This window comes from Streptomyces sp. NPDC037410 (assembly GCF_055602235.1).
Map to the genome: position 1 here is coordinate 77,888 of NZ_JBVJWR010000012.1, position 12,038 is coordinate 89,925.

Annotated in this window: 13 protein-coding genes and 1 pseudogene; 7 read left to right on the plus strand and 7 right to left on the minus strand. The window is 70.4% G+C overall.

Annotation, left to right across the window (positions count from 1 at the left end):
• Nucleotides 1-6 precede the first annotated feature (6 nt).
• Nucleotides 7-675, minus strand: coding sequence for a PQQ-binding-like beta-propeller repeat protein (locus ACZ7HT_RS21055; RefSeq protein ID WP_471167909.1), 669 nt, complete (start codon nt 673-675; stop codon nt 7-9).
• 178 nt (nt 676-853) lie between these two features.
• Nucleotides 854-1,300, minus strand: a complete 447-nt coding sequence (locus ACZ7HT_RS21060; RefSeq protein ID WP_471167912.1) for a subtilase-type protease inhibitor — start codon at nt 1,298-1,300, stop codon at nt 854-856.
• A 476-nt stretch (nt 1,301-1,776) separates the two neighbouring features.
• Between ACZ7HT_RS21060 and ACZ7HT_RS21065 the strand changes: the two genes are divergently transcribed.
• From ACZ7HT_RS21065 to ACZ7HT_RS21075, 3 genes are all read left to right on the plus strand, one after another.
• Nucleotides 1,777-2,904 (plus strand): ABC transporter permease, encoded by a 1,128-nt coding sequence (locus tag ACZ7HT_RS21065; protein ID WP_471167915.1) that lies wholly within the window; start codon nt 1,777-1,779, stop codon nt 2,902-2,904.
• Nucleotides 2,901-3,617 (plus strand): ABC transporter ATP-binding protein, encoded by a 717-nt coding sequence (locus ACZ7HT_RS21070; RefSeq protein WP_471167918.1) that lies wholly within the window; start codon nt 2,901-2,903, stop codon nt 3,615-3,617. Before ACZ7HT_RS21065 ends, ACZ7HT_RS21070 begins: the two co-directional genes overlap by 4 nt.
• 62 nt (nt 3,618-3,679) lie before the next feature.
• Nucleotides 3,680-4,291, plus strand: a complete 612-nt coding sequence (locus ACZ7HT_RS21075) for a TetR/AcrR family transcriptional regulator (RefSeq protein WP_471167921.1) — start codon at nt 3,680-3,682, stop codon at nt 4,289-4,291.
• A 46-nt stretch (nt 4,292-4,337) separates the two neighbouring features.
• On the opposite strand, the gene ACZ7HT_RS21080 is transcribed toward ACZ7HT_RS21075, so the two are convergent.
• Nucleotides 4,338-4,970, minus strand: coding sequence for a carbamoyltransferase C-terminal domain-containing protein (locus ACZ7HT_RS21080; protein ID WP_471168290.1), 633 nt, complete (start codon nt 4,968-4,970; stop codon nt 4,338-4,340).
• 21 nt (nt 4,971-4,991) lie between these two features.
• Nucleotides 4,992-6,086: pseudogene (locus tag ACZ7HT_RS21085) on the minus strand (carbamoyltransferase N-terminal domain-containing protein); the annotation flags it as partial.
• Nucleotides 6,087-6,409: 323 nt separating this feature from the next.
• Between ACZ7HT_RS21085 and ACZ7HT_RS21090 the strand changes: the two are divergent.
• The 3 genes from ACZ7HT_RS21090 (at nt 6,410) to ACZ7HT_RS21100 (ending at nt 8,753) form a co-directional block, all read left to right on the plus strand.
• Nucleotides 6,410-7,054, plus strand: coding sequence for an AbfB domain-containing protein (locus ACZ7HT_RS21090; protein ID WP_471167923.1), 645 nt, complete (start codon nt 6,410-6,412; stop codon nt 7,052-7,054).
• 289 nt (nt 7,055-7,343) lie between these two features.
• Complete coding sequence (locus ACZ7HT_RS21095; RefSeq protein WP_471167926.1) at nt 7,344-7,658, plus strand: hypothetical protein; 315 nt, start codon at nt 7,344-7,346, stop codon at nt 7,656-7,658.
• Between the two features lie 21 nt (nt 7,659-7,679).
• On the plus strand, nt 7,680-8,753 hold the full coding sequence (locus ACZ7HT_RS21100; protein WP_471167929.1) for a M14 family metallopeptidase: 1,074 nt from the start codon (nt 7,680-7,682) through the stop codon (nt 8,751-8,753).
• 57 nt (nt 8,754-8,810) lie between these two features.
• Here the strand turns inward: ACZ7HT_RS21100 and ACZ7HT_RS21105 are convergent, their stop codons facing one another.
• The 3 genes from ACZ7HT_RS21105 to ACZ7HT_RS21115 are packed head-to-tail and all read right to left on the minus strand — an operon-like array spanning nt 8,811 to nt 11,270.
• Nucleotides 8,811-10,199: a hypothetical protein gene (locus tag ACZ7HT_RS21105; RefSeq protein WP_471167932.1), complete on the minus strand. Its 1,389-nt coding sequence runs from the start codon at nt 10,197-10,199 to the stop codon at nt 8,811-8,813.
• Nucleotides 10,200-10,205: 6 nt separating this feature from the next.
• Entirely contained in the window at nt 10,206-10,958 is a 753-nt protein-coding gene (locus ACZ7HT_RS21110; RefSeq protein WP_471167934.1) for a hypothetical protein, read from the minus strand.
• 33 nt (nt 10,959-10,991) lie between these two features.
• The gene (locus ACZ7HT_RS21115) at nt 10,992-11,270 is read right to left on the minus strand and encodes an ABC transporter permease (RefSeq protein ID WP_471167936.1); all 279 of its coding nucleotides are present in this window, start codon (nt 11,268-11,270) and stop codon (nt 10,992-10,994) included.
• A 202-nt stretch (nt 11,271-11,472) separates the two neighbouring features.
• On the opposite strand from ACZ7HT_RS21115, the gene ACZ7HT_RS21120 reads away from it, so the two are divergent.
• The gene (locus ACZ7HT_RS21120; protein ID WP_471168293.1) at nt 11,473-11,997 is read left to right on the plus strand and encodes an AMP-binding protein; all 525 of its coding nucleotides are present in this window, start codon (nt 11,473-11,475) and stop codon (nt 11,995-11,997) included.
• The last annotated feature ends 41 nt before the right edge of the window (nt 11,998-12,038 follow it).

Sequence of the window (12,038 nt, forward strand, 5' to 3'; positions counted from 1 at the left end):
GCATGGCTACGGACGGAGTGTGCGGGGACGGCTCCCGGCCGTCTCGTCGAGCACCACCTCCCAGACGGCAGAAGCGGTACGGACGTCCACCGCCCGCAGTACGACGGCGTCCACGCCGGGGCGCACGGTCAGCTCCATGCGAAGGTCGCCCACCTGCCCGTATTCCAGGACGTCGGCGGCGAGCGGCGGGTGCGGCGGCGGGACCTCCGCCTCGGTCGCCGCCCCGGCCTGCGGCTCCGTCGACACCGACGGACTCGCCACGCCGATCCGCAGGGCACCGTGCTCCGTGCGGGACTGACTCCCCGCCACCTCGGGACCGGGTGGCGCCCCGCCCCGGTACAGGGCCCGGGCGGTCCACCGGATCACGACCGGGTCCCGGTCCCCCGCCGTGTCCACGCTGAACTCGGGCGAGTCGTGCAGCGTCGGCCGAGCCCACGCCGGCAGGGCGACGGAAGGCGACGCCCAGCGTTCCCTTCCGTCACCCACGTCGAACAGCTCGACGACCAGCACGGGCGAGGCACCGATGCGCAGAGCCACCACGGTCCCGGCCACCAGCGCGCAGGGCCGCAGATCGCGCCCCTGACGCCACGACACCGCGCCGGTCTCCAGATCCAGTGCGATGAGTGTGCCCTGGCGGTCGCGTACCACGGCCCGTCCGGCAGCCGCGTCGGCCACGCCGCGTGGAATCCTGGGCATCCGGCCCCCGATCACCGGCTCCCGGTGCGGTGGGAAAGTGCGGTGGGAGCTCCACCAGCCACACCCCGGCGAAGAGCCGGAGCTCAATCACCATTTTCCAAAGCTGCCGGGCGAGCAGCAACCGGGAGTGGCTGAGGTGAGTCCTTCCCGGGGTCCGTCAGAACGCGAAGACCGTGCTGTCCGCGGTGCGGGCCCGCAGTTGGCACGGGTTGCCGTAGGTCGCCGACCAGGTCACGCGTCGGCCCTGCCAGACGCCGTCACCGGTGATCGTGACCGGGTTCCACTCGCGCGTACAGGGGCGGCCTTCCCGTAAGCCCGTCAGGCTCGTGAAGTCGCCGCCCGCTGCGGCCAGTTCCATGCAGGCCGCTTCCGGTGCGGGGTGGCTGCCGGACGGGACGGGGGCGCAGGTCAGGGTGACCGCACGGACGACGGTGTCGGTGGCCGGGTGCGCGCCCTCGCTGAGGGTGAGTACGAGCGCCGACGGCGCGTAGAGGCTCGCCGGCGCCGCCTCGGCGGTGCCGGTGCCGGTGAAGGCCGTGCCGACGAGGGCGAGGCCGGTCGCGGTGGCGAACGCGGTGGCACCAAGGGTACGGAAGTAGCGCACGGGGGTGTCCCTTCGCGGGGTGACAGGGGTGATGCGAGCCGACTGGCTGCGCACCGGAGTCTTGTCGACGCGGAGGGTGATCGCACGTGTGGTCGCACCTTTCCGGCCGCGCCCTCGAACAGACCCCTACCGACTGGTCGTTCGGCCAGTTGAGAGGCGGTGCTCCGGTACTCCACCCCGCCTTCCGGGCGCGGACGCCACAGGCGGTCCAAGCTCGAACGATCCGCTGACCTGCACCGTCGCGGAAATTGTTCGGGATTTGACCGCCCACACCCGCTCATGATCGTCCGGAATCCGAGACCCCGGCACGGTCCAGCCGGACCCGGCAGCCCCTCACGGCGACAACGTACCGACACGAGTGTCGGCAACATCCGATAAGATGCCGACACGCGAGTCGTCAAGTTCAAGCAAAGAGCTGACGTGGCTGACGTGCTCGGTCGTCGTGCCCCCATCACCTTCATCGCTCGGAGAATTCCGTGTTCCTCGCCCTACGCGATCTGCGCTTCGCCCGCGGTCGCTTCGCCCTGATGGGCGCGGTGGTCGCGCTCATCGCCGTGCTCGGCGTCCTCCTGTCCGGACTCGCCTCCGGTCTGGCGGACGCCGGTATATCCGGTCTGCGCGCGCTGCCCGTGACCCACATGGCCTTCGACGAGAAGGCGACCAGCGAGCAGTTCTCCCGCTCGACCGTGGAGGAGGAGGACTGGCAGGCCTGGTCCAAGGCCCCCGGCGTGGAGCGGGCGGAACCGTTCGGGAACACCCTGGCCAACGCCCAGGTGACCCAGGGCGCGAAGAAGGGCGAGCAGGTCAACCTCGCCGTCTTCGGCATGGCACCGGACTCCCCCCTGGCACCCAGCCCCAGCAAGGGTGACGGCCTGAAGGAGGGCAGTGCGGGCATCGTGATCACCCGGGAGATCGCCGACCTGGGCGTAGAGATCGGCGATGTGCTGACCGCTGACAAGAGCGGGGTGCAGCTGAAAGTCGTGGGGCTGGTCGACGAGACCATCTCCTACGGCCACATCGGCGTCGCCTACGCCGACCTCGACACGTGGCGGCACCTGCACTACGGCCTGCCTGGCGACCTGCCCGAGGCCGCGAGCCGACAGGCCACTGCCGTCGCCCTGACCCTGAAGCCGGGCGCCGACATCGCGGCGGTGGAAAAGGCAACCGGGACCCTCGCCGAGACCAAGGAGGCCACGTTCAACGCGTCCCCCGGCTACGAGGCCGAGTCGAGCACCATGGCCCTGATCAAGGGCTTCCTGTACGTCATCTCCGCCCTGGTCGTCGGCGCGTTCTTCACCGTCTGGACCGTCCAGCGCAAGCCCGAGATCGCCCTGATGAAGGCACTGGGCGCCCCCACCGGATACATCCTGCGCGACGCGCTCGCCCAGGTCGTCGCCGTGCTCGTCGGAGCCACGGCCCTCGGCACCGCCGTCGGTCTGGCCCTGGGGAGCGCGATGATCGGCAAGGCCCCCTTCTCCCTCTCCGCCCCGGCCATCGCCACCTCCTCCGGCCTCCTCATCGCCCTCGGGACCGTGGGCGCCGTCGTCGCCGTCCGCCGCATCACCGCCGTCGACCCCCTGACCGCTCTGGGAGCCACCCGATGACCACACCCGCCACCGACCACCAGGCCGCCGCGGACACCGACCGCTCCGGCGGGCTGCGCCTGAACGACGTCACCCTCACCCTCGGAGACGGCGATACCGCCGTCACCGCCCTCGACCACGTCGGCCTGACCGTCGCCCCCGGTGAGTTCGTCGCCGTCGTCGGCCCCTCCGGGTCCGGCAAGTCCAGCCTCCTCGCCGTCGCCGGCGGCCTCCAGCGGCCCACCTCGGGCACCGTGCACATCGCCGGCACCGAGCTGACCGCCCTTTCGGACAAGGAACGCACCGCCACCCGACTTCGCCACATCGGCTTCGTCTTCCAGCAGTCGAACCTGCTGGCCTCCCTCACCGTCAGGGAACAGCTCCTGCTGCCCCTGCACATCGACGGCCGTCTCGGCACCGCTGCCCGGGCCCGGGCCGACGAACTCATCGAAGCCGTCGGACTGACCCACCGCGTCGGCTCCCGTCCGCACCAGCTGTCGGGCGGCGAGCGCCAGCGCGCGGGCCTGGCTCGCGCCCTGATGACCTCCCCCGCCGTCCTGCTGGTGGACGAACCCACCTCGGCGCTGGACCGCGTACGCTCGGCCGAGGCGGTGCGGCTGATCGCCGAGCAGACCCATGAACGCGGAACGGCCACGGTCATGGTCACCCACGACACGGCGATAATGGACGCTGCCGACCGGGTGTACGAGATGGTCGACGGCCGCCTGTCCTGACCGGGGCCGCCAACCGGCACCGCATTCCCGGCCCCGTCCACCCCTCCAGGAGCCCGCCCCGCATGCCGAAGATCAACGCCTCCACGGTCGCCGAGCACCGCGCCCAGCAACGCGAGGCACTGATCGGGGCGGCGATCGACCTCCTGGTCAACGAGGGCGCCACCGCCGTCACACCGGCGGCGGTCGGCGCCCGCGCGGGCCTGGCCCGCTCCAGCGTGTACCAGTACTTCGACTCCTCGGCGGCCCTCCTGGCCACGATCACGGAGGAAGCCTTCCGGCGCTCCAACGAGGCGCTCACCCGCGCCCTGGCCACCGCGAACGGCCCGCTGGAACGCGTCGAGGCGTTCTTCAGGGAAAGTCTCCGCCTCGGTGCCGAAGGCGCACACCGGCCCGCCATCGCCCTCATGAACGCCGGCCTCGATCCCGCCTGCCAAGAACGGCTGAGGGAACTCCACCTGGAACAGGTCGAACCGTTCCGCGCCGCCGTCCGGCAGCTCGGCGCTCCCGAGCCCGCGCTCACGGCCGACCTGATCGCCGGAATGCTGCACACGGCCCTCGCCGCCGTCGAACAGGGCACCTCCCTCGACACGGTCACGGAACGCACCCTCGCACTCGTGCGCCGCTGCCTCACCCCGCCCGGCGGCACGGTTCACACCACGGGGGAAGGCCGCTGAGGCCCTCGTACCGCAGCAAGCACGTCGGCGGGTAAGCCACGTGCGGCTACACCCCGGTCGTGCGCGTGTACAGCACTCCGTCTGACCAGATGTAGCGAGTGCCTCCCCACTCGGCTGCGGAGGCCACGTCTGGGAAGAATCCCCTCCCGTTGCGGTTGGCGCTGGTGTTGCACAGCACCGGAATGCCGCTGAGCTTTTCGTAGGCGCTCAGAACGCGTGCGGTGGCGGTGTCCTGGGACGGGTCGATGGTCTGCAGTCGTGCGGTGCCGTCCAGGTGGATGACGGCGGGAATGCGGTCGGCCCAGCCGGGCCGCAGGCGGTGCTCGAAGAGCATGTACGGGTCACGGGTGCCCGGGGTGAAGACCTTCGGCGCGTGCGGAGTGAGGCAGACCGGCGCCACTGGGCGGTATCCGGCCCGGTCCTTGAGCTGGTTGAGCCGGTCCTTCATGGCGGGATCGGTGGCCGGGGCCAGGATGCTGCGGTTTCCCAGTGCCCGCGGACCGAGCTCGGCCCGGCCGCACAGTACGACGACCGGTTCCCCCTCGGTGTGCAGCAGCTCCGCCAACTGCTCTTCGTCACAGGGGCTTTGCCGCCAGTCCTGGGGAAGTTCGCCCACGGTGATCCTGGGGCCGCTGTAGACGTCCCACTCCAGTGCTGTGTGGCCGCTCGCCCGGATCATCTCGCAGGCGGCGGTGCCGACCGCGGCACCCGAGTCGTTCGGGAACGGTGCGATCCAGAGGTCTTCGAGCAGGCCGCTGGCCCGCAGCATGCTGTTCCACTTGATGTTCAGCGCGCATCCTCCCCCGATCACCAGGTTGGGCCGCGCAGAGGAGGCCGGGCGGCCCGTACCGGTGGAGTCACCACGGCCTGGCAGCCCACGCCGGAGCACGGTGGACAGCCGGTTCAGCAGAAGCTTTCCGAGGTACGCCTGAAACGTGGCGACGAGGTCCGCGTCCGACAGCCCGGGAAACAGCTCTTCGCGGTTGGCGGTGATCTTCTTCCCGAAGATCTCCGCGTTGTCGGGTGACGTGGCCGGGAAGCCGGTGATGATGTCGTCGAAGACCGGGTAGGCGGACTTCTCGACCCGGCCGAGCGCGGCATAGGCCATCGCCTTGCCCGCGACCGAAAGGTGGCGCCGGGTGCTTTCCTCCTCCGTCTACGCCTCGGCCGCCAGCCGGAAGGGGGCGAACTGCGCGCTGAAGTCGGCGAAGCTGTTGCCGGTGAACGGCAGCAGTTCCGTCGCGAGCGTCGCCTTCCGCCTGGTCGCGTCGACCTGGTACAGGCGTGGAACCGTGGCGCCGTCCCACACCAAGGCGAGTGCGTCCTGGCCGTGCGCCGCGAACGGGCTGGTGCAGTAGGCACCGAAGAGATGGTTGCTGACGTGGTGATAGCTCGCGTAGCCGGGAGATCGGGAAGTGAAGTCGTGATCGGTGAAGGTGTAGCGCCGGAGCGGGTCCCGGGCGCCGGGTCGATCCTGGTAGGGCGCGACGGGGAGCGTCACCGGCCGACCCTGCCGGCGGGTGTGGACGAGGGCGTGATCGGCCTCGCCGTCCCCCCACCAGCCGTCCATCACGAACTGGTCGATGTCGCGGACGTCCAGGCCCTCGGCGGCCACGATCTCCGTGACCCGGGCCAGGTCGCCCAGGTAGCTGTACCGGTGCCCGTTGTCGAGCTTCTCCACCTCGATACTGAACAGAAGCCGGTTACCGTCGATGACGGCCACCCCGCCGTCGTGTGTGGCCTTGATGCCGCAGATCAACAACGCCTCATCACGCCCTTCCGCCCGGCGCGACATGCGTCGCGCAGTCCACACAACTACGTACTTCTCCCCAGGTAGGGACACCGTCGACACGGCGTAGCCGATGGGCGGTGAGTCGCAGCGCGACGGCTTCGCCCGCGAGGGCGTGCTGCGCTCCTCGGCCTGGTTGCCGGGCGACTTCCCGGACGAGGGGCCGCCCGGACTCCGCACCCGCGGCTGGAACCCGAACCCGAAGTCCCGGGTGTGCCGTCCCGGACGTGGCTCAGCGCCCGTCGTCAACTCCGCCGTACCGAAAGCGTCGTGTGGTTGAAGCGGTAACGGTGGTGACGTAGTGGCGCCGGCCCCCGCGGCGGCGCATCATGGATGCAGTGCTCCCACCCCGCGGACGCCGGAGCGTGATGGCCTCTCCGGCTCTCGCATCCGTCGCCACGCACGGGGTGGTTGAGGCCGAGCGCCGAATCCAGCGGCCGAGATGGCCGAGTACTCGGACACTACCGTGGACGCATCGCGGAAGGACGGACATCATGGCCGTTCTCAAGCTTTCACTGTTCTCGAACAACTTCCCCGATTTCTTCATCATCGACCGCGATGGCGTCGTCGGCATCGCCAAGATCGAGACCGAGGAGGACCGCCGTGACGCCACGTTCCAGTGGACCGGCCCCAGCCTGGCGACGTTCGGCGGGACCGGAATGCTGGTGAGGGCCGTCGCTCCGCCGGGGTTCTGCCTGCACATCGCGACGTTCGACGACTTCCGCATCGAGAGCAAGTTCTTCACCGGGATCACGGACCCGCAGGTCAAGGCGCAGGTCATCGAGGAGTCGACCTTCGTGTTCCAGGCGGCGGAAATCGACCCGAACCAGGCTTCGTTCCGATCGGTCAAGTTCCCGGACCGGTTCCTCCGGCACAGGGACTCCATGCTCTTCGCCGAGCCGGTGGTCACTCCCTCCGAACTCCAGTCCGCGTGCTTCAGAATCGCCGATCCCCTCCACCCGGAGGAGTTCTGAGAGCGCCGCCCCGCGCAGCCCGCCGCCCCGCGGACGTACCCGCTCGGCCTGCTCAGCCTGCTCAGCCGCATGCCCGAGCCCCCCTTGACTCCTTCCACGGCGGAAGCGCACGCTGAGGATACGAGGTACACATCGAACATATCCGTACGTGACCGCGTACGTGTACATGTACCGTCGTCCCCGCGAGCACTCGTCGCGCCGTCCGTCGTGCCCGGTCCCGGCCCTTCGATGCCGGCCCCGGCTGCCGCTCTCCGATGTGGGCCCGACGGCGCCCGAAGGAGGCCCCGTCATGTCCGACGACCACACGATCCTGCGCGCCCGGGTCACCGCCAGGGACGCCGACACCCTGCGCGCCCTCCTGCGCGATGCCCACCCCGATGTCGGTGGACGCGTCCGCCAGGCCGAGGACGGCAGCTGCACCATCGACGCCTACGTCACCCCCGACGAGGCCGAAGCCCTCGACCGCGAGGGCGTGACCGTCACCATCGTCGAAGACGCCACCGCCGTCGGACGGGCCCGCCAGGCCGAGGTCGGCACGGGCGACCGCTTCGCTCCCGAGGACGCCCTTCCCCAGGGACTCGCCCTCAAGGTGAAGGACCCCTAGGAAAGGCCCAGGAGGGACGCCATGCCGTACCTGAACGTCGTCGAGGTCGAGTCCGGTCTGGCCAGCCTGGCCACCGCGTTCCCGGCCACCACCGGCCTCATCGAACTTCCCGAGCCCTCCGTCCAGGGCCGCACCTGCCACGCCCTGCGCGTCGGCACCCACCGCCTCGCGCCCAAGGACGCCGTCGTCCTCACCGGCGGCCTGCACGCCCGGGAGTGGGGGAGCTGCGAGATCCTCGTCAACCTCGCGGCCGACCTGCTGCACGCGCACGCGGGCGGTGCGGGCCTGGCGTACGGCGGTACGCACTTCACCGCCGACCAGGTCCGCACGGTCGTCGAGGAACTCGACGTCGTCGTCTTCCCGCTCGTCAACCCTGACGGCCGGCGCTACAGCCAGACCGTCGACCCCGACTGGCGTCGCAACCGCAACCCGGCCCAGTCCGGCGGGGACCCGCAGGCGATCGGCGTCGACATCAACCGCAACTTCGACTTCCTCTTCGACTTCAGAACCGCTTTCCACCCGCTCGCCCCCGTCCGGGTCTCGGACGACCCGGCCGACCCCAACCAGGTGTACCAAGGCCCCGCCCCCTTCTCGGAACCGGAGACGCGCAACGTCCGCTGGCTGATCGAGCAGTTCATCCGCACCCGCTGGTTCGTCGACGTCCACAGCTACACCCAGAACATGCTCTACGTCTGGGGCGACGACGACAGCCAGTCGGACGACCCGACCAGGAACTTCCAGAACCCGGCCTTCGACGGCAAGCGCGGTCTGCGGGACGACCTGCTCTACGCGGAGTTCATTCCGAAACCGGACGCCGACGACGCCGCCCTGCTCGCCCAGCAGTTCTGCAAGGCCCTCAAGGGCGTGCGAGGCAAGGTCTACACCCCCAAGCCCGCCTTCGACCTCTACCCGACCTGCGGCACCAGCGACGACTACACGTACGCGCGCCACATCGTCGGGGCGGGTGAGGAAAGGATCCTGGCCTTCACGATCGAATGGGGCATGGACTTCCACCCGCCGTGGCCGGAGATGGAGAACATCGTCCTCGACGTCGACGCCGGCCTCGTGCAGTTCTGCCTCGGCGCACTCTCCTAGCCCAACGGCCATGACCGGGGCGCCCGCCGGCGGCGGGCGCCCCGGTCATGGCCCGGGTCAGGCGGCCCGGTGATAGAAGAACGGGTCGATGGACGGCGGTACGAGCGTCAGGTTGTCGAGGTCGAGCAGCTGGTGGCTGGCGAAGTCGGCGTGGCGCTGGTACGTGACCCCCTCGGGGAAGTTGGCCGGGTCGGGCGTGTTGTTGCCGGAGAACACCCCGTAGAAGTCCCGGTCGACCGTGAGCAGCCGCATGTAGTCGCCCAGGTACGGCAGGCCCCGCCGCACCGGGATGTTCGCCGGTGCCTGGTGCAGCACGTGCCGCTCCGGGGTCGTCCGCCAGTCGTCGCCCGTCAGCTCAAGCACGGTCTTCCAGGCCCCCTCCAGGAACCGCTGGCTGGCCAGCCCGAGCAGGGAGTCGGTGCTCACGGCCAGCGCCGGGTTCTTGGCGTTGGTGATGGTGCGCACGTCGGTGGACCAGGTCTGCCCGTGGTCGGTGGAGTGCCGTACGTGCAGGGTGTAGTCCGTGCCCGTCAGCCCGCCGACCCGGTCGCACCACGCCACCCAGACGCTTCCGGGGTTCGTCGGGTCCACCGCGATCGACAGGTCGCCGCCGAGGCGGTCCTGCCCCATCATCGCGCCGAACTTCACGAAGCGGCCGGTGTCGACGCGCTGGCCCGGGGCGGAGTCCACCGCGTCCTTGAGGTCCTCGAACGGAGTCGCCCCGACGCCACCGTTGTCGTCCCGCGTGACCACGATGTCGAAGAAGACGTTCGGCCCCGACCTCTGCTGCCAGCTCTGGAACACCGCGTAGACGGTGCCGGCGGGATGCAGGGCCACCCGCACCGGTGGCCCGTCCTGGCCCGTGGTCGTGCGCCGTTCGATGGCATGGCGCGTGAAGCCGGCCGGCGGCCCCGCCGTACGGGCACTGCCCGAGACGTCCACCGTCGCGGTCTGGCCGGTGCCCTGGCCGAAGTCGTTGTTGGCCACGTAGACGCGGTCGCGGACCGTGCCGTTCACGTTCACGCTGCCGGCCACCACCCACGGCTGGTCCTCCTCGTCGCGCGAGACGAGCACCTCCATGGGCGCGGTCGAGGAGATCCCGGGGGAGCGCAGCACCTGCATGCGGAGGATGTCCTCCACGGCTGCCTGGCCGTTGAGGATGCCCGCGTACAGGGTGCCGCCCTTGGACGCGAAGCCGACCGAGATGTCTCCGGTGCCCAGGCCCAGGGCGCCGCCCGGCACGATGTTGCGCATCACCCAGGTGTCCCCGCCGTCGGTGGAGACGTAGACCGGGGCGAGCGGGCCACCCATGGGGTCCGGTGTGAACGCGGTCGCGACCATCTCGTCGGGGTGCTCCGGGTTGACCGCGAGGCTGGGCTCGCCGTCCTGGGTCCGGTCGCCGCTCAGGGCGACGGGCGTGATGTCGACGACCTTCACTGTGGGCATGTCCGCTCACCTCCGTGCGGCCTGCAGCGTGTCGAGCTTCTGCACCGGCTGGTGGTCTTCGGGATGGAGGATCTGGAACGGCGCCCACGCGCGCAGCTCGCCCTCGGTGGCATGCAGGATCCACACTCCCTCCTGCGACGCCTTGGGCTTGGGCGCCGTATACCAGCGGAAGTCGAGGCTGTTGGGGTACAGCACGTCGAGCGGCCCGGGCTCGACCTGCCCCTGCTCGACGGTGGTCACGTCGATCCGGGCGCGCCACCAGTCGGGGTAGTGCTCGGAGGGCTGGTCGGCGGTCATCTGCTCCAGGACGACGACCGTGCCGACCACGACGGCGTCGGCGGCGGCGGCATGCGCGACCATGTCCTCCTCCGCGAGGTCGCGCTCGATCGGGGAGAACGGCATCGCGTCGGCGGTCCCGGCCACCATGTCGATGTTCTCCTGGACCTCGTCGGCCGGCAGCCGCCCGACCTCGGTGACGGCGAGACTGCCGCCGTAGACCATTCCGTCGGTGAAGAACGCCGCCGCCTCACCGACGGCGGGCGGCTCCAGGTCGGCCGCCAGCTGCACGGTCACCTCGTTGCCCGCGAGCTTCTGGAACGCCTCGGGCGCGTGCAGCACCGTGTCCACCTGGACGACGGCCGTTCGTTCATCGACCGGTACGTCCGTCAGCCGCGCGTCACCGAGTCGCGTGACGGTGCCCACGAAACTCAGCGGGGCGCGCCGGACGAGCGTCCGGACGTCCTCGGGACCTTCAGGCATGGCGGAATCCTCCTCCCGCCTCGTTCCGACCGCCTAGCGCGCGGTGTGCGCGCCGGCCGGGTGGATGCGGTGCCATTCCATCCTCGCGCCGAGGGCGCACAGGACGGTGACCAGGGCCGTGACGGCCACGATGAGCCACTCCAGGGCTCCGCTCCCGGCGTCCGGTTCGACGCCGAAGAGCAGCTCGATCCAGTCGCGCCAGACGAGAGTGATCACGAAGAGCAGCCCGGACAGGGTTCCCAGGACGACCTCCACCCAGAAGCGGGGGCGCAGTCGGCCGGGAGAGGGATGGTTCAGGGGTCGGAAGGCCATCGCGCGGCCTCCCCTCTGTGACGCGCCGTGGGGGGCGCTGGGGAAACGCGTACAACTACGAGGCACACATACTCCGTACACCAGTCTCCGCGCACCTCCCGTCTCAGGTCAAGAGCCGTCAGAGCCCCCGCCGAAGTCTCCACTTCCCCGACGAACTCGTGCTCACCCAGCTGCGGCGCTCACTGATCGCTGATCTTCGTGCCTGCACGCCTACTGGAGCACGCATTCCCATGCCGACCTCGTGGAGCTGCTACGCGCGGCCGGGGCAGAGCATGGGCGGGGGCGGCGACGGCCCCGACGCCCGAAGCCCGGCTCGATCGGCCTTCCGGTGTGGGGCGTGGAGGTCCGGGTCACCCGCCGCGACGGCACCGAGGCGGACGTCGACGAGCCCGGCGAGCTCCGCATCCGGGGCCACAACGTCATGAAGGGCTACTCGACCGCCCCGAGGCGACGGCCGAGGCGATCGACGCGCGGGGCCGGCTCCGCACGGGCGACATCGGCAAGCGCGATGCCGAGTCGAGGTGCGCTCCGACCGGTCACGTGCGCTGGTCCCCAAGTAATCCCCAGCTCACGTCCGGGCTCGTCCTCATACACCTCCGCGATCCTTCCGAGCGACAACGAAGCAGCGAACTGCCCCGCCCATCGAAGCAGTCTGCCGATACCATCCCGATCCTGGGCTGGGGACTCCATTCATGGGACTCGGGACACTAGGGCCTATCCGCCCTGATCCGCCGGACAGGCCCTGGCCCACACCGCCCCGGGGCGGCT